The sequence below is a fragment of the Mycobacteriales bacterium genome (genome assembly GCA_040902655.1).
GTDB lineage: Bacteria > Actinomycetota > Actinomycetes > Mycobacteriales > SCTD01 > SCTD01.
Window position 1 is genome coordinate 1 of the sequence record JBBDWV010000056.1, and the last position, 21,074, is coordinate 21,074.

General features: G+C 70.9%; 22 protein-coding genes. 12 read left to right on the forward strand and 10 right to left on the reverse strand.

Annotation, left to right across the window (positions count from 1 at the left end; all coding sequences use genetic code 11):
* On the forward strand, positions 1 to 407 hold a 407-nt coding region (locus WD794_15960; GenBank protein MEX2291807.1), incomplete at its 5' end, for a helix-turn-helix domain-containing protein.
* Between the two features lie 36 nt (positions 408 to 443).
* Here WD794_15960 and WD794_15965 read toward each other — a convergent pair.
* The 4 genes from WD794_15965 to WD794_15980 form a co-directional block, all read right to left on the reverse strand.
* Positions 444 to 1,538, reverse strand: coding sequence for a hypothetical protein (locus WD794_15965; GenBank protein MEX2291808.1), 1,095 nt, complete (start codon positions 1,536 to 1,538; stop codon positions 444 to 446).
* Between the two features lie 251 nt (positions 1,539 to 1,789).
* Positions 1,790 to 3,871: a DEAD/DEAH box helicase family protein gene (locus tag WD794_15970; GenBank protein ID MEX2291809.1), complete on the reverse strand. Its 2,082-nt coding sequence runs from the start codon at positions 3,869 to 3,871 to the stop codon at positions 1,790 to 1,792.
* Between the two features lie 494 nt (positions 3,872 to 4,365).
* A complete protein-coding gene (locus tag WD794_15975; GenBank protein MEX2291810.1) occupies positions 4,366 to 4,548 on the reverse strand; it encodes a hypothetical protein in 183 nt (60 codons plus the stop codon).
* Positions 4,549 to 4,877: 329 nt separating this feature from the next.
* Complete coding sequence (locus WD794_15980) at positions 4,878 to 5,471, reverse strand: DoxX family protein (GenBank protein MEX2291811.1); 594 nt, start codon at positions 5,469 to 5,471, stop codon at positions 4,878 to 4,880.
* Between the two features lie 245 nt (positions 5,472 to 5,716).
* On the opposite strand from WD794_15980, the gene WD794_15985 reads away from it, so the two are divergent.
* The 3 genes from WD794_15985 to WD794_15995 are packed head-to-tail and all read left to right on the forward strand — an operon-like array spanning position 5,717 to position 7,876.
* Complete coding sequence (locus tag WD794_15985; protein ID MEX2291812.1) at positions 5,717 to 6,253, forward strand: carboxymuconolactone decarboxylase family protein; 537 nt, start codon at positions 5,717 to 5,719, stop codon at positions 6,251 to 6,253.
* Positions 6,250 to 7,077: a radical SAM protein gene (locus tag WD794_15990; GenBank protein ID MEX2291813.1), complete on the forward strand. Its 828-nt coding sequence runs from the start codon at positions 6,250 to 6,252 to the stop codon at positions 7,075 to 7,077. Before WD794_15985 ends, WD794_15990 begins: the two co-directional genes overlap by 4 nt.
* A 46-nt stretch (positions 7,078 to 7,123) precedes the next feature.
* Positions 7,124 to 7,876, forward strand: a complete 753-nt coding sequence (locus WD794_15995) for a class I SAM-dependent methyltransferase (protein ID MEX2291814.1) — start codon at positions 7,124 to 7,126, stop codon at positions 7,874 to 7,876.
* Positions 7,877 to 7,882: 6 nt separating this feature from the next.
* On the opposite strand, the gene WD794_16000 is transcribed toward WD794_15995, so the two are convergent.
* Both WD794_16000 and WD794_16005 read right to left on the reverse strand, forming a co-directional pair.
* Entirely contained in the window at positions 7,883 to 8,065 is a 183-nt protein-coding gene (locus tag WD794_16000; GenBank protein MEX2291815.1) for a hypothetical protein, read from the reverse strand.
* Positions 8,066 to 8,240: 175 nt separating this feature from the next.
* A complete protein-coding gene (locus WD794_16005; GenBank protein MEX2291816.1) occupies positions 8,241 to 8,654 on the reverse strand; it encodes a VOC family protein in 414 nt (137 codons plus the stop codon).
* A 193-nt stretch (positions 8,655 to 8,847) separates the two neighbouring features.
* Between WD794_16005 and WD794_16010 the strand changes: the two genes are divergently transcribed.
* From WD794_16010 to WD794_16025, 4 genes are read left to right on the forward strand one after another with little or no spacing between them, the layout of a single operon-like run.
* Positions 8,848 to 9,906 (forward strand): ABC transporter substrate-binding protein, encoded by a 1,059-nt coding sequence (locus WD794_16010; protein ID MEX2291817.1) that lies wholly within the window; start codon positions 8,848 to 8,850, stop codon positions 9,904 to 9,906.
* On the forward strand, positions 9,903 to 10,751 hold the full coding sequence (locus WD794_16015) for an ABC transporter ATP-binding protein (GenBank protein ID MEX2291818.1): 849 nt from the start codon (positions 9,903 to 9,905) through the stop codon (positions 10,749 to 10,751). The genes WD794_16010 and WD794_16015 overlap by 4 nt, the downstream gene beginning before the upstream one ends.
* On the forward strand, positions 10,744 to 11,532 hold the full coding sequence (locus WD794_16020; protein ID MEX2291819.1) for an ABC transporter permease subunit: 789 nt from the start codon (positions 10,744 to 10,746) through the stop codon (positions 11,530 to 11,532). Before WD794_16015 ends, WD794_16020 begins: the two co-directional genes overlap by 8 nt.
* Complete coding sequence (locus WD794_16025; GenBank protein ID MEX2291820.1) at positions 11,529 to 12,350, forward strand: ABC transporter permease; 822 nt, start codon at positions 11,529 to 11,531, stop codon at positions 12,348 to 12,350. The genes WD794_16020 and WD794_16025 overlap by 4 nt, the downstream gene beginning before the upstream one ends.
* Before the next feature lie 61 nt (positions 12,351 to 12,411).
* On the opposite strand, the gene WD794_16030 is transcribed toward WD794_16025, so the two are convergent.
* From WD794_16030 to WD794_16040, 3 genes are all read right to left on the reverse strand, one after another.
* Entirely contained in the window at positions 12,412 to 13,068 is a 657-nt protein-coding gene (locus WD794_16030; GenBank protein ID MEX2291821.1) for a MerR family transcriptional regulator, read from the reverse strand.
* 101 nt (positions 13,069 to 13,169) lie between these two features.
* On the reverse strand, positions 13,170 to 13,616 hold the full coding sequence (locus WD794_16035; protein ID MEX2291822.1) for a hypothetical protein: 447 nt from the start codon (positions 13,614 to 13,616) through the stop codon (positions 13,170 to 13,172).
* Positions 13,617 to 13,801: 185 nt separating this feature from the next.
* Positions 13,802 to 14,236: a DUF3618 domain-containing protein gene (locus WD794_16040; protein ID MEX2291823.1), complete on the reverse strand. Its 435-nt coding sequence runs from the start codon at positions 14,234 to 14,236 to the stop codon at positions 13,802 to 13,804.
* Positions 14,237 to 14,451: 215 nt separating this feature from the next.
* On the opposite strand from WD794_16040, the gene WD794_16045 reads away from it, so the two are divergent.
* The 3 genes from WD794_16045 to WD794_16055 are packed head-to-tail and all read left to right on the forward strand — an operon-like array spanning position 14,452 to position 17,151.
* Positions 14,452 to 15,468: a metal ABC transporter substrate-binding protein gene (locus WD794_16045; GenBank protein MEX2291824.1), complete on the forward strand. Its 1,017-nt coding sequence runs from the start codon at positions 14,452 to 14,454 to the stop codon at positions 15,466 to 15,468.
* A gap of 13 nt (positions 15,469 to 15,481) precedes the next feature.
* The gene (locus tag WD794_16050; protein ID MEX2291825.1) at positions 15,482 to 16,261 is read left to right on the forward strand and encodes a metal ABC transporter ATP-binding protein; all 780 of its coding nucleotides are present in this window, start codon (positions 15,482 to 15,484) and stop codon (positions 16,259 to 16,261) included.
* A complete protein-coding gene (locus tag WD794_16055; GenBank protein MEX2291826.1) occupies positions 16,258 to 17,151 on the forward strand; it encodes a metal ABC transporter permease in 894 nt (297 codons plus the stop codon). The genes WD794_16050 and WD794_16055 overlap by 4 nt, the downstream gene beginning before the upstream one ends.
* Positions 17,152 to 17,197: 46 nt before the next feature.
* On the opposite strand, the gene WD794_16060 is transcribed toward WD794_16055, so the two are convergent.
* A complete protein-coding gene (locus tag WD794_16060; protein MEX2291827.1) occupies positions 17,198 to 19,951 on the reverse strand; it encodes a BTAD domain-containing putative transcriptional regulator in 2,754 nt (917 codons plus the stop codon).
* Positions 19,952 to 20,154: 203 nt separating this feature from the next.
* On the opposite strand from WD794_16060, the gene WD794_16065 reads away from it, so the two are divergent.
* On the forward strand, positions 20,155 to 21,036 hold the full coding sequence (locus WD794_16065; GenBank protein ID MEX2291828.1) for a hypothetical protein: 882 nt from the start codon (positions 20,155 to 20,157) through the stop codon (positions 21,034 to 21,036).
* Positions 21,037 to 21,074 lie beyond the last annotated feature (38 nt).

Consider the following 21,074-nt stretch of genomic DNA (forward strand, 5'->3'; position numbering starts at 1 on the left):
CCTGCCGCGATCACCCAGGGCTACCAAGGCGACGTGCCGTACGAGACCCATTAGCCGAGGCTGAGCTGCGCTGGCGCCCCGACGGGCGGGTACTGGAGGCGCTGTACGCGCAGAGCGACAGCTTCTACGAACTCACCTCCGAGCTCCGCTGGCATCGTGAGCACGTCCAGCACCTCGAGCAGCTGGACAACGACAAGCCCAGGCCGGCGTGGATGAGTGTGCAGCAGGCCGCCGACTACGCCGGTCGATCCGTCAGCAGCGTCCGGACGGGTTTGGCGCGCGGCGACCTGAAGGGAACGCGACCGCGCGGGATGAAGTCCTGGTCGCTGCGCCCCGCTGACGTGGATGCCTGGCTCAGCCAGGAGGCGGCTGGGCCGACACCACGCAGACGCAGCCCTCGAAGGTGAGACCGGAACCCCGGTCGCGTCAGACGGCCCGGCGAGTCAGGTCCCCTTGGGCTCTGGGGTTCCCACCGGCTGGTGCTTGGCGGGCCAGATCTCCCAGCGGTCGGCGTTGCCGCGCCGGACCTCAGCCGCGGGATGCTCCGCGCTGATCCGGGTCAGCTTGGCAATCACCTGCTCAATGGGTGTGCCGGACTTCAGGATCGCGATCGGCTGCGGCTTGGGGGCCGGCGGCCCAGGCGGCGCCTGCCGGGCTGCGGCGAAGGAGAGGATCATGTCGCGGGCCTTCTGCACACGGGCTCGCCAGCCTGGCCACCACGGGCAGGGGCCCGTGGGCTGCGACCCGAGGTGCCCGTCTCTCTCGTGCCAGTCCAAGGGATCCTCGCACTCCGAGCACATCTCCTCTGCCTGCAACGGCGGGATGGCGAGCCAGAACGCCAACTCGCTCTCGGCAGAGCGCAAACGGCTGCGCACCTCAGCGCGCGGCTCCCGTCCTGTGGTGGCCTTCAACGTCGCGGGCAGCTCCGCGACTGTCGCACGTAGCCTCTCGACCTCACGCTGACGGCGTAGCGAGAACCCGGTCAACGCAATGTCCCGACGCTCGCTCGGCAGCCACCCCTGGGCATCCACGACCTGTTCAGGGTCGCCGACCTGCGACGACAAGCTGGCTACAGCGTCGGTCGCCCTCGCACTGCGCTCACGCTCCTCCGCAATCGCGGCACGGCGACGCTCCTCGCTCATGGCCGGATGCAGCTCGCCACTGACCAACCGGCCGTGGCGCCGCGTCGCGATGTTCAGCTGCGCCTGCCGTTCAAGCAGCGCCAGCCGGGCCTCGGACCTGTCCGGGTCGAACTGAGCTTTGCGCTCTTCACGCGCTGCGCACGCTTCGCTCCACTCCCGCTTCCAGTCCGCCTCCCAACCGGCCAGCATGTCCTTGACCTCGGAATCGTTCATCGGCCGATGATCCGGTTCAGCGCGAGCCCACTGGTCGAAGGCGGCCATCGCGTGCTCGAGTTCGTCCGCGCGATCTCGCTCGATCCACAGGTTCCACCTGGCGTCCTGGTGGATGGCCATCATCACCTCGCGCGCAACCCGGAACTCCTCGGCCGAGACACTCGAGCCCGGTTTGGACGCCACAGCATCCCGTCCACCTCGATCGTCTCTGTGGCCTCTGACGCTTCGACCGACCGCGGGCGCATGGACCTGCCCTGGCAGCGGTCGGTCGAGCCATGGAGGTCCTCCCAAGTCGGGTGATCTGAGCCGGATGCGATCGCACCTTGCCACGTGGCCCTGTCAGTTTCAGAGGGTCATGTACTTGCCGGCGGGGGGCAGTCGGGCCGTCAAGTCGGAACGGCGCTGGTGCTCCGGCATCCCAGCCGACGAGGCCGTCACCGAGGGTCGGGGAAGCCCAGGCTCAGGTAGCCGGACGCACGCTTGGCCAGCGACGAGGCGAGAACACCCTCGTGCACGTCGTGGTAGTCGTGCACCTCGGCCGTCGCCTTGCCTGGGTAGGGACGCAGGATGCGTCCGACGTACTGGACGAGCCGGCCCTTGAACGCGATCGGTGCGGCGAGGAACAGGGTGTCCAAAGCGGGACAGTCGAAGCCCTCCCCGACGAACGGTCCCGTGGCGACGACCAGGAGCGGATCATCTTCAGTTGGCTGTTCCAGTTGCGCGAGGGCCGCAGTTCGCTGCTTGGTTCCCATGCCGCCGCGCAGCACCACAGGCGTGTGGCCGCGTGCGGTGAGCTCCGTAGTCAGTCGCTCCAGATGCGCGGTCCACTGCGTGAGAACCAGGCAGTTCCGGCCGCGCTGTTGGGCGTCGAGGACGTCCCGGACGACCTGCTGAAGCCGGTCCTCGTCAGCAACGAGGTCACGGTAGATGGCCGCCATGCCTCCAGGCAACTGGGGGCTCGCGTCGCCGCCGTAGGCGTAGCTGGTGGGGTGCAAATGCAGTACCGGGTCCGGGACCGGAGCATCGACGGAGGTGAGGGTGTCTCGTGTCGCCCTCGCGACCGTGTGCCGGACCGGCCCGATCTGCAGAGCGATGAGGTCGTCGAGCTGGTCCCGACGATAGGGCGTTGCGGTCAGGCCGAGCCAGCGCCGGACCGGGATCTGTGAGACGGCGTGCGTGAAGGCGGCGGCCGGTACGTGGTGGCACTCGTCGACGACGACGAGGCCGTAGTCCTTGGTCCACGAGGCGACGTCTTCGTCACGGGCCAGGGTCTGGAGGGTCGCGATGTCGAGCACACCGGTGGTCTTGGTCCTGCCGCCGCCACGCTGTCCCACGTTGACCCCGAGCAGCGCGCGCAGGCGCGTGCGCCACTGGTCGGCAAGGGCCTTGCGGTCCACGAGCACCAAGGTCGAGACGCCCAGGGATGCGATGACAGCGCTGGCCATCACCGTCTTGCCGGCGCCCGGTGGGGCGACGAGCAAGCCGAGGTCATGGGCGAGCACGGCGTCGTGCGCTGCCTGCTGCTCCGGTGTCAGGATCGCGGAGCAGTGGAGCTCCTGCGGGCTTCCGGCGCTGCGCAGATCAGCCGTCACCACCAGGCTGCTACCCGCCCGATGGAGAAGGGCTGCGAGCCGGTCGTGCATGCCCCGGGGCAGCAGAAGATCCCCTTCGATCGTCTCGTCGTACAGACGCAGGAAGCGGGGTGTGTCCCAGGTCGACTGCCGACGCCGCTCTCGGTCGTAGAAGGCGGGATTGGGCATCGACGCGGCGTGACGCAGGGTCGCGAGCAAGGCCGGCGGCAGTGAGGCCGCCTTGACGCGGATCGTGCTGCTGAGCTCCACGTCGACCGACCGTGGCACCGGCACGTCGATCTTCGTCGCGCTCGGCTTGACGACCTTGTCGACGCGGCTGCCCGTGCGCAGCGTCCCGAGCCGCGTCGCGGCACGGGTCAGCTCTGCCGGGGTGAGGCGCGGGAGCGACGAGAGGTAGCTCCAGGGATCTTCGTGCGGTTCGAGGGTGGCCAGGTCCAGGAACACCGTCGTGCCCGTCCGGCGCCGACGACCCTGCAGAGGGGCAGCGATCAGGTTGCCGATACCGCCCGCGGGGAGCAGGTCCTGCGAGGGAAAGAGCCGGTCGTAGCTCGCCAGGTTGAGCCGGCCGGCCATGGTCATGGCCTCGCGCAGAAGCCCGGTGCCGAGCTGCCGGGCCTGGCCCGCGGGCACGGCTGAGGTGAAGAAGACCCAGACGTGCGCACCCGCTCCCGAGCGGCTCACCTCCAGAGCCGCGGTGACCTCGTAGGCACGAGCGGCCTTCACGTACGCCAAGGCATCGAGCATCGCGGTGGAGCCATCGGAGTCCGCGGCGAGCCAGTGGCACCGGTCGTTGTCGAGCAGCGGGTACAGGCCGATCTCCAGGTCTCCCGACAGATGCCGGGTGACCACTTCCTCCGTGAGCGGTAGGTAGCGCCGGTCGGCGGGGCGAACTTCCTTGCGAAACCCGCCCTGCACGGCAGGCATCCAGCCACCGCGACCGGTGCGGTCGCTGTCCCACCGGACTGGGGTAGATATCACTGCGAGCCCGAAACAGACTCGCGTAAAAGGCGACCTTCTCCCCCGCGGGCGACTCCGCCGTGACCGTCCCGGGCGCGGCATCGAACATCACCGTCGGTGCCGCCCCGGGGCGTTTGCTCTCCTGTTCGGAGATCTTCAACAGCCCGCGCAGGTGGGCGTTGTCGGCCTCGAGCTCACCGATCCGGGAACGCATCGCCACCAGGTCGCCGGTGAGGCTCAGCTGGGCGGCGCCAACCGAAGAACGATTGCCGAGGGGCACGACTTACCGAGCCCGCGAGCCGCTGGCGAAGCGCAGCAACGCCATGCCACGGGCCAACGTCACACAAGGCTCATATCGGTCGTCAGGACTGTCCGCTTCCGTAGGTTCTGCACCAAAGACCGGGGAACGACCCCTGGCACGACCCATGCATCGCCGGGTGTTGCCCTGGGCGACGTGACGCTCATTCGTGCAGGGCGCGCATGAAGGCTTCCCACTCGTCGTCGGTGAGGTCCGGGATGACGAAGGACTCGCCGGCGGTCAGTGGCTCGGCGCCGAGGACCTGGGTACCGAGGCCGGTGGCTTGCCAGAAGGCGACGCTGGCGCGGTCGATTGCGTCGGCACCTGCTGTGGGTTCAGTCGTCATGACCACCTCCTGACGGTGATGACGGTACTCGGCGGACTTCACGGGCGCGACGGATCAGCGGGCGATGTCGAGGGCGAGTGCTTGGGCTCGGCTGCGCGTGAGCGCCGTGCGGTAGCCAGCGCGTCCTCGACATCCGCGGCTTGGGACGGCGAGGGGCTCACCCCAGTCCTCCGGCGCTGGGTCGTCCGTCGGCAGCCGCCCCCTCCTGCCGGGCGCTGGCTACGACACAGGATTCACCGAGGGCAACCTGTCCCACATGCGTATGCCGCTTCGGCGCGCACGAGCTTCGCCGCCACGCCTCGTCCAGGTCGGGCGGTTGGGGCCGCGGATCAGAACGGCCAGCCGCGCAGCTCGCCGGGGTCCGTCCCCCTGCGGCGCAGGACCCGGCCGTCCAGGCCCCACACGCGCCCCGCCGGGACGAGGGCGAGGATGATCAGGGGTACGTACTCGTGCGGCTGCTCGAAGGCCCAACGATCGCTGCTGGCGTACACGAGCGCCAGGAGCAACGCCTGACCGAGCCCGACGAGGGCAGCCAGCCGCGTCAGCAGACCGACCATGAGCAGCGCCCCGACGGAGAGCTCCATCGCGGTGATGACCCAGCCGAACAGGCTCCAGTTGTCCAGCATCAGCTCGGCGATCCAGCGCACGCCCGGGACGCCTGTCCCGTCCTGCCCGCCGGCCGGGTTGTCGAAGACCTCGAACTGCAGGATGGAGCGCGCCGCCTCGCGATCGATGAGGTTCACGACATACGGGCCCAGCTCAATCCTGGTGAAGCCGAAGAGCTTGGCGATCCCATTCGCCAACAGGACGAGCCCCATGAAGACCCGCAGGGCCGCCAGACCCTTGCCCAGGGTGCGTGCGCCGGGTAGCACTCCGGCGGTCGTCCCGCTCGTCGTATCGCTGTCGGCGTGGTCCGGAGTCATGCTCGGCCCTCCTCGTGGTGCCTTCGGAACAGCGACGACGACGTGCCGAGCATCTGCTGTGCTGGACTCACCGTTCTGATGCCCTCTGCCCTGTGGAGGCGCAGGCATCACGGAGATTGCATCGCTGGTTGCCCTCCGCAGCTACGGCAGAGCGGAGCCGAGGCAAGAGGAGGGATAGTCGATCCGTGTCGTCTTCAGAAGTCCTTTCCGCGCCGCTACGACAGCGGCAACGCCCCGAGCCTCGCGTGGCTCTCGTCGAGGCAGCCTCAGCGCCCCTGCTCGCCCGTGACCTGTTCGCCTCCGGCGACCCGGGTCCCGTCGCCGCGTCGCTGGCACAGGTGCCGGAGCTGCTCGCGCCGACGCTGCCCTTCCTCGGTGCTGTCCTCGGGCCGTCGTGGATCTCGCTGAGGGACAAGGAGATCGTCATCCTGCGGACGTCGGCAGTGCTCGGCTGCCGCTACTGCACAGAGGCGCACACCGTCGTCGCGCTCGACTCGGGCCTCACGCGGGACGAGGTGCGCGCCCTGCGCGGCGAGCTACCGCTGGACGACGCCTTCCCCGAGCCGGCCGACCTCGCACTCGTCGCCTGGTGCGACGCCGTCGCGCACGGCGCCGACGCCGACCTCGAGCGCGCAAGGGCGGCGCTGGTCGCCGACGACGCCCGCGTCGTCGAGCTCACCCTGCTCGTCTCGACCACCGTGCTGCTCAACCGCTACGCCACCGCGCTGGCGCTGCCGACCTCCCCCGACGTCCGCGACCGGCTGGTCAAGGAGGGCCTGTGACCGTCATCTCCGAAGCGCTGGCCGAGGGCAGTGTCGGCAGCAGGCTGTGGATGTACAGCAACTACCACTGCAACCTGGTCTGCACGTACTGCCTCACCGAGTCGGGGCCGAAGGTCGCCCGGCGCGAGCTGGACCCGGCCACCATGCTCGAACTTGCTCGCGAGGCGAAGGAGGTCGGCTTCACCGGGATCGGCATCACCGGTGGGGAGCCGTTCCTCGTTCCCGAGCTGCCTGCGTTCCTGCGTGAACTCTCGCAGGTGCTGCCGGTGCTCGTGCTGACCAACGGCACCCTCTTCCAGCGGGCGCTGCTGGACCGGATGGAGGTGCTGCGCGGCGCGGACGTGACGCTGCAGATCTCGCTCGACCACGCCGAACCCGAGGCCAACGACGTCATGCGCGGCCAGGAGAACTTCCGCAAGGTGGTCGAGGCGGTGCCCGAGCTGCTTGAGCGTGGCATTCCGGTGCGCATCGCCACCACGGTCGAGGAGGCTGACGCCGACGACCTGCAGCGGCTGTGCGCGCTGCACCGGGGGCTCGGCGTCAGCGACGAGGACCACGTCGTCCGCCCCATTCTCCAGCGGGGCCGAGCGGAGACCGGTGCAATGGGCGTCGTGGCGCGCTACCTCGACCTGGAGCCGGAGCTGACGATCACTGCCGACGGAGCCTTCTGGTCGCCGTTCGCCCCCACCGTGCGCAAGGGCGTGCTCGACACCGACCTGCTGCTGACCCGCACGGTGCGCCCGCTGCAGCGGCCGCTCGACGCGATGCTCACGGTCGCGGGGGCCCGGCCCGAGGGTGCCGACAGCACCCTGAACATCCGTTGAGCGTGACCCTCAGGCACCCGGTCGGGTGCCCTCGAAACGGGGCTGCGTGACGCCGGCGGAGCCGGACTGGAGTGCGTACCTGGCGCAGTTCCACGCCCAGCGGTCGGGCATCACGGAGGGCCTGCTGGGCTGTGCCACCGACTCCAGAGGCCGGACGCCGTACAGCTGGCTCGCCGAGGCGGTCCCGATGCGCGGCCGTGTGCTGGACCTGGCCTGCGGCAGCGCACCGATGGCCGAGCTCCTCCACGGCGCGCAGTACGTCGGTGTGGACCTGTCCCGCGCCGAGCTGCACCTGGCCGCCGCCCGGGGGCTTCCCGTGGCGCAGGCGGACGCCGCCCGGCTCCCTGTCGCCGCCGCCGACGTCGACGCGGTCGTGTGCTCGATGGCGCTGCAGCTGCTTCCGCTGGAGCCGGCCCTGGCCGAGGTACGCCGCGTCATGCGCCCCGGCGGCAGGTTCGTCGCCACGGTGCCGGTGGCCCGGCCGATGCCGCCGCGTGACGCGCTGCGTTGGGCACGCCTGCTCGTGGCCCTGCGGGAGCCGCGCCTGCGCTACCCGAACGATGACGCGCTGGCCCGCGCCGACGAGGTCGTGGCAGCGGCCGGCCTGACGCTCGTATCGGACGACGCGCAGGGCTTCGGCGTGGACGTCGTGTCCCAGGCGGCAGCCGACCAGCTCCTCGACGGGCTCTATCTGCCGGGCGCACCGGGCGACCGGCTGGCGGCTGCGCGCCGCGTCGTCCGAGGTTGGGTTGGCCGGCGGATCACCCTGCCGATCCGCCGTCTGGTCGCCTGCGTCTGAAGGGTGTCATGGCTGGGAACGGCTCGGCCGGCCGTGCCGGTGCCGGTCGGCGAAGGCCACGATCTGCACGACGGCGCTCTCGTCCGACAGCAGGCTGAAGCGCCCGCCGCACTCCCGGCAGACCAGGTCCAATGAGGGTTCATCGCCCTCGTCCCCCATCTCCTCCACGAAGATCCTCGGCTCGGACATCGGCCCCCCGCCCCTTACGCGTACGGGCGCGCTGCCCGTCGGCCGACGGTGACAGCGCGGGGGGTGGCTGTCCGGGGAACGAAGAAGATGCACCCGTTGGGGCAGCGGTGCTGTGCCTTTCGTCCACACTTGTCATAGGCAGCTGCACCCACGTCGGCGCACGGTCACGCAGACGTCAAGAAGAGTTCGACGGCTCGGACGGCCCGCCGAAAACCTCGAGCTGGATGTTGTCGGGGTCACGGATCGTGATCGACGCGGTCTGCCACTGCGTCAGCTTGACGTCGGAGTGGTCCACGCCGAGCTGCTCGAGGTGCGGCTGCAGAGCCTGGACGTCATCGATCCCCCCGACCCGGAAGGACACGTGGTCCAGCCCGACCCGCCGCTCGTCGAAGGCTAGCCCGTCCTGCTCCTCGTGACAGGTGAGGGTGAGAGTGGTCCCCGCCGGGGAGCGCATCCGCGTCCTGCGGAAGCCGGCACCCTGGACGTGATCGGTGACCGCGAAGCCGAGCACCTGTTCGTACCATTGCGTGCTCCTGCTGAGGTCCCGGACGCTCAGGCTGAGGTGGTGGAAGCCGAGAATTTGTGCCATCGGTGCTGTGACCTGCCTCTCCCCGAGCCGTGAGACAACGCTGATGCCGTGACACCTGCTGTGCCCCGAACCTGGACAGGGACAACCGGGATGTCGGCAGAACCCCTGCATAGAAAGCTGGCCCCTGGGGCAGGGCTGCTGCCACGCGCCAGAGGAAGCGAGCGGATCACCCATGTCACATCACAAGGCGACCATGACCACGAAAACGACCAGCGGACGGCTCCAGGTGCCGGACCCGGTCCAGCGACGCAGGAGTTCGCCACGTCCGGTCGGCAAGCTGCTGGCCGTGCTGGCCCTCAGCGCCGTCGCCGCATGCGGGGGCAACGGGACCGGGGCCGAGACCGGCGCCCCGGGCGCGCCTCCGAGTCCCACGAGCGGGGGCGCGGCAGAGAGCACCGCCCTGCGGATCGCCTTCGTGCCGGCGACGACCGCGCTACCGCTGCACGTGGCGGCGGCGCAGGGGTTCTTCGAGGACAACAACCTGGACGTCACGCTGACCGCGGCAGCCAACATCTCCGACATCCCCAGCACACTCGGCCGCCAGTTCGACCTCGCCATCGGCACCGCGACCGACCTGATCAGGGCGGGATCCGCCGGGGTCGACGTGGTCCAGGTGTCCGGGAACACGGTGAACACCAAGGACAACCCGTTCGTCCGGGTGATCGTCCCGGCCGGCAAGGGGATCGAGGACTTCGGCGACCTCGGGGACAAGACGCTCGGCTCCCCGACCCTGAGCGGCGTCATCCACATCGGCACCCTCTACACCGCCAAGCAGCAGGGGGTCGACCCAGCCACCGTCAAGGGCGTCCAGGTGCCGCCACCCAACCTCCCCGATCAGCTCGAGGCCGGCCGGGTCGACGGCGTCGAGGCGCTGGAGCCGTTCGCGAGCCAGCTCGTGAAGGCCGGCAACGCCTCCCTCGGTGACCCCTTCTCGGCCATCGCGGACCCGCTGGCCACCAACTTCTACATCTCCCAGGGAGAATGGGCCGAGGCGAACAAGGAGGCGATCGGGCGCTTCGTCACGGCGATGGAACAGGCCGCGGCGTTCATCGAGGAGAAGCCGGAGGAGTCCCGAGCGATCCTCCAGGAGTACACCGGGCTTCCCGCGCCGGTGGCCGCGTCGGTCCCGCTGCCGACCTACGACTTCGAGATCCGGGCCGAGGATCTGGACAAGTGGGTCGATGTCCTCGAGGAGCTCGGGCAGCTCGAGGGTGACGTCGACACCAGCAAGCTCGTCCTGTCCGGGAGGTGACCACCAAGGACTCCGCTCCGGTGTGCCCAGCTCCAGAGGCACCACGTGACCCGCCGGGCGCAGCGCCGGCCCGGCCGGTCGCCTGCCAGTGCCGCGATGCCAGCGTCGACCTGGCCTCCGGTGCCGGCAGCCGACGCATCCTCGGCAACCTGAACTTCGCCCTGTTCGAGGGGGAGTTCGTGGCCATCCTGGGTCGCTCCGGGACGGGCAAGACGACGTTGCTGCGGGTCCTCGGTGGCCTGCTCGAGCCGACTCCCGGCTCGGTCGTCAGCTTCCACGGCCGGCCCGTCGACGGTCCGCCCCGAGGTGTCGTCTTCGTCTTCCAGAACTACGCGGCCTCACTGCTGCCCTGGCGCACCGTCCGCAAGAACGTCGCACTGGGACTCGAGGGCAAGGTCCCGGCGCAGGAGATCCGGTCCCGCGTCACCGAGTCGCTGACGATGGTCGGGCTCGCGGACCGGGCCAAGGACTACCCGTGGCAGCTGTCCGGCGGCATGCAGCAGCGGCTCCAGCTCGCCCGCTCGCTGGCCATGCGCCCGCGCGGGCTGCTCATGGACGAGCCGTTCGGGAGTCTCGACGCCATGACCAAGGCGTCGCTGCAGGACGAGCTCCAGCGCGTCCACCAGCACACCGGCGCCACCATCGTCTTCGTGACCCACGACATCGACGAGGCGGTGTTCCTCAGCGACCGGATCCTCGTCCTGGACGGCGACCCGGCCACGGTCGCGCACGAGATCGCCGTCGACCTGCCGCGGCCACGGGACCAGCTCTGCACGAAGGAGCTGCCGGAGTTCCTGCGGCTGAGGCGCCAGGTGTACGACGCCATCGTCGAGAACCGTGCCTAGCGCAGCAACCGCGCTGCGGCGCATGAACGTCCTCGGCCTGGCCACCATGGTCCTGCTCCTGGGGCTGTGGGAAGTCCTCGTCCGCTCGGGGTTGCTGGACTTCCAGAACCTCCCCGCGCCCTCGGCCGTCGCCATGCACGGGAAGGACCTGGTAGCCACGGGAGAGCTGCCGGAGCATCTTCTGCACACCGTGCGGGTGACGCTGCTGGGCTGGCTGCTGGCCTGCGGCCTCGGGCTCGGCCTCGGCCTGCTCCTCGGGCTGTGGCAACCGGCCTGGCGCTGGTCGATGGCCAGCCTCGAACTGCTCCGCGCTGTCCCGCCGATCTCCCTGGTGCCCCTCGCCCTGCTCGTCTTCGGCTTCTCGATCCGGACCGAGCTGACCCTGATCGTCTATGCCAGCGCCTGGCCTGTCCTGGTGAACACCATCGAGGGCGTGCGCACCCTACGGCCGGAGTTGCACGACGTCGCCCGGATGCTGCAGCTGTCGCGACTCACGACCCTCCGTAAGATCATCCTGCCGGCGGCCACTCCCGCCATCGTCGTCGGCCTGCAGCTGGCCCTGTCGCTGGCGCTGGTGCTGGCTGTGGTCGCCGAGCTGGTGGGCAACCCGGCCGGGCTCGGCAACGCGCTGATCCTCGCCCAGCTGGCCCTGCGGCCGGAGGAGATGTTCGCCTACGTCTTCACCATCGGCCTGCTCGGCATCACGCTGAACGCCGCCCTCCGCCAACTCGTGGCCCGGACGCTTCCCTCGTCCCGGCCCGCACTGGAGAAGGCGCAGTGACCGTCTTCCCGGCCGACGCGGCGACGGGCGCGCTCCCGCCTCCCGCCAGGCGGCCGGCTCAGCGCACCCGGCCGACGTCTTTCCCGCCGCTTCGCGGCCTGCTGCCTCTCGTGCTGTTGCTCATCGCCTGGCAGGTCACTGCCGACCGCCTGTCGCCGTACTTCCCACCGCCGTCGTCCTGGGCATCGGCGTTGCTGGACCTGTGGAACCAGGGTGTGCTGCTGCCCGCCGCCGCGGCGACGGTGCGCACGTTCTGCCTGGGACTGGCTGCCGCGACCGTGCTCGGCACCGCGCTCGGCCTGGCCGTGGGCGCCTCGCCCCGGGTCGACCGGGCCCTGCGGCCGACCCTGGAGTCGGCGCGGGCCATGCCTCCGGCCGCAGTGGTACCCATAGCGACGCTGCTGCTCGGCTTCACGGGCACGATGAAGGTTGTCGTGGTGACCTCCGCTGCCGTCTGGTCGATCCTGCTCAACACCCGCTCCGGGGTGCAGCAACTCGATCCGGTGCTGCACGAGATGGCCAGGTCACTGCAGCTGGGCCGGCTGGACCGGATCCGCAAGGTCACGCTGCCCGCCCTGCTGCCCTCGATCTTCCTGGGCGTCCGGGTGGCAGCACCGGTGGCTCTGGTGATCACCCTGCTGGTCGAGATCCTGACCCAGGTGGACGGGATCGGCGCGCTCATCGCGCTCTCCCAACGCAACTACCAGTTCGCCCGGGGGTACGGCCTCATTCTGGTGGCGGGGCTTTTCAGCCTGGTGGTCAACGCGCTGGTGTCGGCCCTTCAGGCGCAGCTCCTGCGGCACCGGCCGCACGGGTGACGGCGCGCCGCGCGGCGGCCGGCCGGCCTCGAAAAAGGCCGGCCGGCCGCCCGCTCGCCCGTCAGTTACCGCAGCCGCAGCCGCAGCTACCGTCCTTGGTCGGCTGGGTCGCCTTGTTGCCGGCCTCGGTGTCGGTAGCGCAACCACAACCACAGCCACTCGCAGTCGCGGCCTTCTCGCCACCCGCGGTGTCGGTAGCGCAGCCACAGCCGCAGCCACTCGCAGTCGCGGTGTTCTGCTCGTCCTTCTCGATCGACGTCATCTTTTCACCTCCTCTCCTGCTCGTTCCGTGTACCGGACAGGTGCACAGCAGCGAACCGCAGCGGTACACCGGCTCAACGGCCGCCGGGGCCGGGTGTGCCAGGCGATCCTGGACGTTGACCAGCAGCTGCTCCAGGGCCCGCAGCTCGGCGATGCGGGTTGCGGTCTCCTGCAGCTTCTGCGTCACGATGGACAGCAGGTTCTCCTCAGCGTGGTCACTGCGGCCCTCGGCGATGTCCAGCAGCTCGCCGAGTTCGCTGATGCTCACGTCCAGCGCCCGGGCCCGGCGGATCAGGTCCAACCGCGGCAGGGCGGCCGGCTCGTACAGTCGGTAGCCGGCATCGGTCCGGGTCACCGGCACCACGAGCTCAGCCTGCTCGTACAGCCGCAGGGCCTTGCGGGACAGCCCCGTCTGCTTCATCACCTGGCCGACTGTCAGCAGCCCCGCGTTGCTCATGACACGAGCGTAAAAGCCGGCCCCCGGGGACAGGTCAAGAACGAGGAAAATCGGTACCGGAGATCTGCATCACGTGACCCGTGACCGCGGCGGCTGGAGCATCACTGTGCCGTCTGCCAGTAGATCTTGCGGGCGCGAAAGACGCAGCTCGGACAGTCCTCCTCGCCGTGCAGCTTCATGAGCCGCTCGACGCTGCACTGCAGCGGGCGCAGGTCGGACGCCACGACCAGGCTGAGGGCGCCGGCGGCGACCGCGTCCAGCCGCAGGCCGCCGAACTCCGGGGGTGTCACGACCACCACCGCGCAGGCGGGGGCGACGCGGTGCAGCTCGCCGATGACGCGCAACCCGAGGGTGCCGCACACGGCCAGCTGAACCACGACGAGGTCGGGCTGGAGGGCCTCGGCCGCGCTCAGCACCGCCCTGCCCGACGTGACCACGGCGCCGATCCCGAGGCCGTAGATGTCGCCGACGTTGTGGACCATCGCGGCCGCCAGCCGGGCGTCGTTCTCACAGATGACCGCCACCAGCCGCTTGTCCTCGCTCGCCATGCACCACACGGTGGCAGGTGTTCCTGAAGATGAGCTGAAGAACCACCACCTTCTGCACCCGCATCGGCATGTGCCGTTCAGCGGCTGTACACCACAGGTCACCTTTTCCCGATTCTTGACCTGTGGTGTAACCCACCCGACAGCAGGCCTGGTCCCATGACCGGGCAGGCCCCCCGCTCGGGCCGTCAGCGCCTGCGGCGTCTCAGCATGAGCAGCAGCACGAGAGCGGCGGCGCCCGCACCGACCAGGACCGGCAGCCGCGAGGGCGCGGGTGCGGCAGACGGGGGCGGCGGGTGACTCGCGGAGCCGGTCGGCTCGGCGAACCCCACGGCTGCGCCCGCACCCGCACCGGCCACCGCGCCCCTGGCCTGGGCGACACCGCTCCTGACCGCGTCGGCGGCCACAGCCGCGCTGTCCTGCACGCTCTCCACCGCGTCGTTGGCACCGTCCCTGACCGCCTCAGCCACCTTCTTCCTGGTACGCGTGGCGACCCGCTTCGGGCTGACCTTGTCCGCGATGGCGTCCAGCGTCTCCGCCAGCTCCTCACGGGTGTCCTCGATCGCGCCCGCGAGAACCTCGGGATCGGGCGCGCCCGGTCCGCCGCTGCTGTCGTTCGCCACTGCCTACTCCCTCGATACCGCTCTGGGGCGTCGTCTGCGTCTGGTTCCTGCCGGAGGGCGTGCCCGCACCGGCGGCACAGGAACCGTGGTGCGGCGTCCGCCAGGCCCTCCCACCCGCTCGGCGCGACGCTGCTGCCGGCGATCCAGCGGTGCTGCATCTCATGCGCTGTTGCAATCAACTGGCAACAATGCGGGATGGCCGGTAGCCTGGCGTGGTGCACCTGACCCTGCTGCGCACCGTCCTGCCGGGCGCTCTCGCCGCCGCCGTCCTGACCGGCTGCGGCATGTCCGCCGGCACGTCCGCCGGCGCTCCGGCCACGGACGACCGGCTGACGATCGTCTCCACCGTCGCGCCGATCACCTCCATCGTGGCGAACGTCGCCGGCGACCTCGCCCGGATCGAGGGCGTGGTGCCGGAGGGTACGAACAGCCACACCTTCGAGCCGCCGCCGCAGGTGTCCCGCGTCATGTCGCAGGCCGACGTCGTGTTCGTCAACGGGCTGCAGCTCGAGGAGCCGACGCTGGAGCTGGCCCGGGCGAACGCCCCGGCCGAGGCGGTGATCGTCGCGCTCGGCGACGCAGTTCTGCCGGAGGCCGACCATCTCTACGACTTCTCCTTCCCGAAAGAGAACGGCAAGCCCAACCCGCACCTGTGGACCGACCCGACCTACGCCGCGAAGTACGCCGAGGTGGTCCGCGACACGCTCGCCGAACGCGATCCCGACAACGCCTCGGCCTACCGCCGGAACGCCGCCGCCTTCGTCGCGCGGGCCACGGCCCTTTCGGATGCGCTGAAAGCGGACTCGGCCACCCTGCCGCCAGGCAGGAAGCAGCTGCTGACCTACCACGATGCCTACGCCTACTTCGCCAAGACCTACGGCTGGGAGGTCATCGGCGCGGTGCAGCCGTCGAACTTCGAGGACCCGCAGCCCAAGGAGATCGCCCGGATCATCGACCAGGTCCGCGAACGCAAGGTGCCGGTCATCTTCGGCTCGGAGGTCTTCCCCTCCAAGGTTCTCGAGCAGATCGCCGCGGAGACCGGCGCGCGCTACGAGGACACCCTGCGAGACGACGACCTGCCAGGGGAACCCGGGGACCCGGAGCACTCATGGCTGGGCCTGATGCGCTACGACTACGTCACGATGATCAAGGGCCTGGGCGGTACGACGAGCAACCTCGAGGCGCTGGACGTGAGCGACGTGACCGTCGACGCGGCGCGGTACCCGCAGTGACGGGCCCGCCGCAATGACGGGCCCGCGGCTCGCCGGGCCGCTCGTCGAGATCGCCGGCGCGAGCTTCGGCTACGACAGCGCGCCGGTGCTGTCCCACGTGAGCTACACCGTGCAGGACCGTGAGTTCACCGGGATCGTCGGCCCGTCCGGCTCGGGCAAGACCTCACTGCTGAAGCTGCTGCTCGGCACGGCACGGCCACAGCGCGGGTCGGTCACCCGCCGGCCCGGCACCGCCGTGTCGTACGTCCCTCAGCTCGAGACCGTGAACTGGAGCTTCCCGGTCACGGTCGCGGAGTGTGTGCTGATGTCACGGGCCAGCAGCCGTCTGCTTCCGTGGGTGACGCCGGCCGAGAAGCGCGAGGTGGCAGAAGTTCTGGACCGGCTCGGCATCGGCGGGTTGGCCAATCGGCACATCCGGGAGCTGTCCGGCGGCCAGCAGCAGCGGATGTTCCTGGCCCGCGCCCTGCTGCGCCGCCCGCAACTGCTTCTTCTGGACGAGCCCACGTCCGGCGTCGACATCGCCACCCGCCACGAAGTGCTGCACCTGCTCGACGAGCTGCACCAGGACGGCCTGGCCATCGTGCTGACCACCCACGACCTCAACGGGATGGCCGCCCACCTGCCGAATCTCGTCGCCCTCAACCACACGGTGATCGCCGCCGGGGCACCGGCGGACGTCATCGTCCCGAACGTCCTCGAGCAGACGTTCGGCGCGCGCATGGAGGTGCTCCAGCACCTGGGGATGCCGGTCGTCGTCGACGGCGGCGCCCCCGTACGCCTGGTGGCTGGATGACCTTGTGGCAGACGGTGCTCGACCCGTTTCACTACGTCTTCTTCCAGAAGGGCCTGGTCGCCGCGGTTCTGGCCGGCGCGCTGTGCGGCCTGATCGGCGTCTACGTGACCCTGCGCGGGATGAGCTACATCGGCCACGGCCTGTCGCACGCGATCTTCGGCGGCTACGCGGCCGCTCCGCTGCTCGGCCTGCCGGTCGTGCTCGGCGCCGGCGCGTGGGGGCTGGCCTCGGCGCTGGCCATCAACGCCGTCACCCGCACCCGTCGAATCGGAGCGGACGCCGCGATCGGCGTCGTCACCACGGCATCCTTCGCCCTCGGTGTGGCGCTGCTCACCCGGTTCGGCACCAAGGGGCCGGTCTTCGACGCGCTGCTGTTCGGCAGCATCAACGGTGTCTCGAGCTCGGACCTGCTGCTGCTCGGCGGGGCTCTGCTGTTCGCGGCCGGGGTGTTCACCGTGCTCTACCGGGCGTTCCTGTTCTCCACCTTCGACCCCGAGGTCGCCGACGTCTCCGGTGTCCCGGTCCGCCGGATGGACGCGCTGCTGATGCTCGTGCTGTCGGTGTCGATCCTCGCGACACTGAAGATCATCGGCGTGACGCTGGTCGCGGCCACGCTGGTCATCCCGGCCGTCGTCGCGCGGATGCTGTCGAACTCCTTCAGCCGGATGCTGTGGCTCTCGACCGGGTTGGGCGCGGCCGCCGGCGCCGTCGGGATGTATCTGTCGTTCCAGCTGGCCATCCCGTCCGGGACGACGATCGTGCTGGTGAACGCCGCAGCCTTCGTCGCGGTCCTGCTGTTCACCGGCGGGCGGTCCCTGCGCCGGGCGGCGGGCCTGGACGACCACGGCGACCTGCGGCCCCCTGTGCCGCTCGTCGGCGCGGTGCGCTGACAGGATCGGCTGATGGCCCCCCGCGTCGGCGCTGCCCGACCGACGGCTACTCGCCGAGCGCGTCGAGCACCGCCAGACATGCCGCGAGGATCTCGTGGTCGCGGTACGGGCGGGCGGCGGCGGCCCCGTCCTCGGCGTACCGCCGGGCGGCTGCCCGGTCGTCCTGCGCGAGCGCCGCCACGGCGAGGTCCCGCAGCTCCGAGGCGGTGCTCCCGTGGTAGCGGCCCAGCCGGTCGGCGCCGCTCTGCCGACGCAGCTCCACGGCCTCGTCCAGATGCCTTCGCGCCTCGGCATACCGGCCCCGCGCGAGCTCGAGCGTCCCGAGGCTGTGCAGCGCGGCGACCATCGCCACGGGGAGCCCGATCGCTCGCATCGCCGCGAGCATCTCGCTGTGCCCGGCGTGCGCCCGATCGAGGTCCCCCTGCTCGAAGGCCAGGTTCGCGCGCACCCAGGAGCCGAACGCATACCCCCAGCCGTCGTCGGTCGCCTGCACGACGGCCAGCCCGCCCTCGACTGCGCGGGACGCCGCGTCGAACCGGCGGTCGTGCGTCAGCACCTCGGCCTGCACGAACAAGGCGTAGGCGTGGTGCGCGGACGATGCGCGCAGCTCGTCAACGACGAAGGCGTCCAGGGCCACCTGGGCGTACGTCCGGGCGACGGTCCACCGGAAGTCCTGGCTGGCCAGAAACGCAAGACCGGTCGCCGCACGTGCTCGCGGCGCCTGCTGTCCTCCGGGCAGGGCGAGCACGGCCGTCAACCGCTCGATGCCCTCGATCATGTGTCCTGAGGACCACCAGAAGATCCACAGATTTCCGGCAAGGGTGAGTGCGGTGTCGACGTGGCTGCCGCTGACCGCCCAGTCCAGGGCGGCTCGCAGGTCGCCGTGCCCGCGCTCGAGCTCGGCGGAGACGGCTGGCCCGCGCGGCGGGTCGTTGCGCAGCACCGGCTCGGTCGAGGTGGCGATGCTGCACTGCCGTGCGGCGTGTGCCGCGCGGGCGGCGTCGGTCTCCCCTGCCTCGGCAAGGCGCTGCATCCCGTACTGGCGCACCGGTTCGAGCATCCGATAGCGCTCGTCCTCGACCTCGTCGGCGACGAGCAGCGAGGTGCTGCGCAAGCGTTGCAACAGGGGTCCGACGCCAGACGCCGGGTGCGCGCCAGTGACGGCCTGCGCGTCCACCGGCGAGAAGCCGCTGACGAAGACGGCGAGGTGACGCAGGGCGTGGCGCTCGGACTCGGCGAGCAGGTCGTAGCTCCAGTCCAGGGTCGCGCGCAGCGTGCGGTGGCGCGGGCTGCCGCCACGGCGCACGGCCTCGAGCATGCTGCCCGGCGTCGCGAGCTGGTCGGCGATCTGGGCGCAGCTCGTCGTCGAGACCCGGGCCGCGGCCAGCTCGATCGCCAGCGGCAGGCCGTCGAGGCGCTGGCAGATGCAGGCGACCGCCTCGCGGTTCGCCGGCGTCAGCTCGAACCGCGGGGCGACCGCCGTCGCGCGCTGGCGGAACAGCTCGACTGCGCTGTACCGGGTCATGTCCCGCCCGCAGTCCGGCGTCGACGGTCCGGGCACCTCGAGCGTCGGTACCTCCCACAGGTGCTCGCCGTCGCATGCCAGCGACTCGCGACTGGTCACGAGCACCCGTAGCTGCGGGCACTCCCGCTGCAGGGCCACGACGAGGTGGGCGGTGGCATCCAGCAGGTGCTCGGCGTTGTCGAGAACCAGCAGCAGCGCGCGCCGGCGGCAGTGCTCGACCAGGGGAGGGAGAACGGCTCGGTCGGGTTCGAGGGCCAGCCCCAGGGAGTCGGCGACCTGCCGCGGGACCAGCCCGGCAGTGGCGACCGGAGCGAGCTCGACGAACCACGTACCGTCAGGATGGTCGTCCTCCAGGGCCCGCGCGAGCTCGACCGCGAGCCGCGTCTTCCCGGTCCCTCCCGGCCCCACGAGCGTCACCAGGCGGGCCGTCATGACCAGTCGGCGAAGAGCGACGACGGCTTCGTCCCGGCCGACGAGGCTGGTCGGCGGGTGCGGGAGGTTCCCCGCCGCTTGCACCTCTGGGGCGCTGCCGACGAGGGCAGCGTCCTGCCGCAGCAAGCGCGCGTGCAGCTCACGCAGCGCCGGGCCCGGCTCGACTCCCAGCTGCTCGAGGAGCACGTCGCGAGCCGTGCGGTACGCCTCGAGCGCATCGCTCTGGCGGGCCGACCGGTAGAGGGCCAGCATGAGCAGGCCGTGCAGTCGCTCACGACCGGGGTGGTCGACCACCAGCTGACGGAGGTCGGCGAGCATCTCGGCGTGCCGGCCCAGCTGCAGCTCACACTCGATGCGCTGCTCGCAGGCGTCCAGCCGCTCCTGCGCCAGCCCGCCACGTGCAGCCAGGAAGCCGTCGAGCCCGGCGAAGGCCTGCCCGCGCCACAACGACAGCGCCTCGCGCAGCTGGGTCGCCGCCACGGCGTGCTCCCCCCGTGCCCGTCGCTGGTCGGCAGCCTGCACGAGCGCGCGGAAGCGGACCAGGTCCAGCTCGGCGCCGTCCAGGTCGAGCCGGTACCCCGCGCTGCTGTGCTGCAGCCGATCCGGCTCGGGCAGCGCTCTGCGCAGCCGCGACATGCAGGTGTGCAGCGCTGCCTTCGGGTCCGCCGGGCCGTCGGTGCCCCAGACCAGCTGCACCAGCCGCATCGCGCTCACGCTCGTGCCGCCGTGCCACAGCAAGGCGCTGAGAGCGGCGCGCTGCCGAGAGCCGGGGATCGGCACCGGTCGCCCGTGGTCGTCTCTCACGTCGAGGTCGCCGAGGATGCCGAAGCTCACGCCGGCCACGACGCGTCCCAGCAACCGGGGGGCGCGGGGAAGGACGGCGACCGGCGCGGTGACCGTCCCTGCTCCACGTCCGCATGGTGTCGCGCGTACTGCCACGCGTCCAGCGACCGCACCGCCCGAGCGCCCGCTGCTGACCGCGCGTTGTCAGCGAGTTGTCAGCGCCGTCCTGCACCCTGTGCCGACAAGCAGTCAGAGGGGGCGTCATGCGAGGCAGGACCAGAGTCATCCACACGCTGGTGGCGTCGGTCGCCGCCGTGGCCCTCAGCGCGCCCGCGTCGGCGGCCGGCGGCCAGCCGGGCCGGACCCTGGAGTGGGGGTTGACCGATTGTCGAGGCGTCGTGGCGCTCATCCCCGTGGACAGGGCGACGCTGCAGCCGCACCTGCCCGCCGGCTTCTCGCCGACGCTCCCGCCGAGCGTCGCGGCGCTGCTGCCCCCGGACCCGCGGCTCGAGGCGGTCCTCGGCCTCGAGGTGTTCGACTGCGTGCAGGGCGAGGGGCTGCACGGGCCGGTAGAGGGCCTGGACTACGCGTCTTTCTGGACCTTCGTCGAACCACCGGCGCACCTGGCTGACCACGGCAAGCAGCTCACCTTCTTCAAGTGGGACACCCTGGTGCCCGACGAGCCCCGACGTGAGCTGCTGCGCGAGTACGGCGTGCCTGCCCGCGACGGTCACGTGGCGCTCGACCTGTGGAGCGACGAGGTCGTCCCGTCGACGGGGAGCGGTGCGCCTGCTGTGGCACTGGACGCGGGCTGGTCCTTCGACGGCGGCGAGCGCTACACCTTCACGGGAGTCGCGACGGCGCCGGTCGAGTTCGCCGGCAGCTTCGTCGAGTACGGGCACGCCGGCACCGGACTGGCGAAGTGGGCCACCGACTACCGGTCCCTGCGTGCACTGGGAGGAGCAGGCGCCGTCACGCTGGACCCCGCAGGCTTTCCCGCGCAGGCGCTCGGGCGCACCGTCACCGACGCCTACTTCCTCGTGCTGACCGGCCTCGACTTCGTGGACGGTCAGATCACCCTGCCGCCCAGGCGCTGCGCCTCGCATGCGGACGACACAGGTGGCGGAGCATGTCCTTGCGGATGACGCTGCCGCAAGGCTGCGCGTACGACGGGCGTAGGTGA

Excerpts from the sequence above, each read along its gene's own strand:
- WD794_15970 (MEX2291809.1), bottom strand. The coding sequence starts at position 3,871 with ATGCCTGCCGTGCAGGGCGGGTTTCGCAAGGAAGTTCGCCCCGCCGAC.
- WD794_15975 (MEX2291810.1), bottom strand. The coding sequence starts at position 4,548 with ATGACGACTGAACCCACAGCAGGTGCCGACGCAATCGACCGCGCCAGC.
- WD794_15980 (MEX2291811.1), bottom strand. The coding sequence starts at position 5,471 with ATGACTCCGGACCACGCCGACAGCGATACGACGAGCGGGACGACCGCC.
- WD794_16000 (MEX2291815.1), bottom strand. The coding sequence starts at position 8,065 with ATGTCCGAGCCGAGGATCTTCGTGGAGGAGATGGGGGACGAGGGCGAT.
- WD794_16005 (MEX2291816.1), bottom strand. The coding sequence starts at position 8,654 with ATGGCACAAATTCTCGGCTTCCACCACCTCAGCCTGAGCGTCCGGGAC.
- WD794_16010 (MEX2291817.1), top strand. The coding sequence starts at position 8,848 with ATGACCACGAAAACGACCAGCGGACGGCTCCAGGTGCCGGACCCGGTC.
- WD794_16030 (MEX2291821.1), bottom strand. The coding sequence starts at position 13,068 with ATGAGCAACGCGGGGCTGCTGACAGTCGGCCAGGTGATGAAGCAGACG.
- WD794_16035 (MEX2291822.1), bottom strand. The coding sequence starts at position 13,616 with ATGGCGAGCGAGGACAAGCGGCTGGTGGCGGTCATCTGTGAGAACGAC.
- WD794_16050 (MEX2291825.1), top strand. The coding sequence starts at position 15,482 with ATGACGGGCCCGCGGCTCGCCGGGCCGCTCGTCGAGATCGCCGGCGCG.
- WD794_16055 (MEX2291826.1), top strand. The coding sequence starts at position 16,258 with ATGACCTTGTGGCAGACGGTGCTCGACCCGTTTCACTACGTCTTCTTC.
- WD794_16065 (MEX2291828.1), top strand. The coding sequence starts at position 20,155 with ATGCGAGGCAGGACCAGAGTCATCCACACGCTGGTGGCGTCGGTCGCC.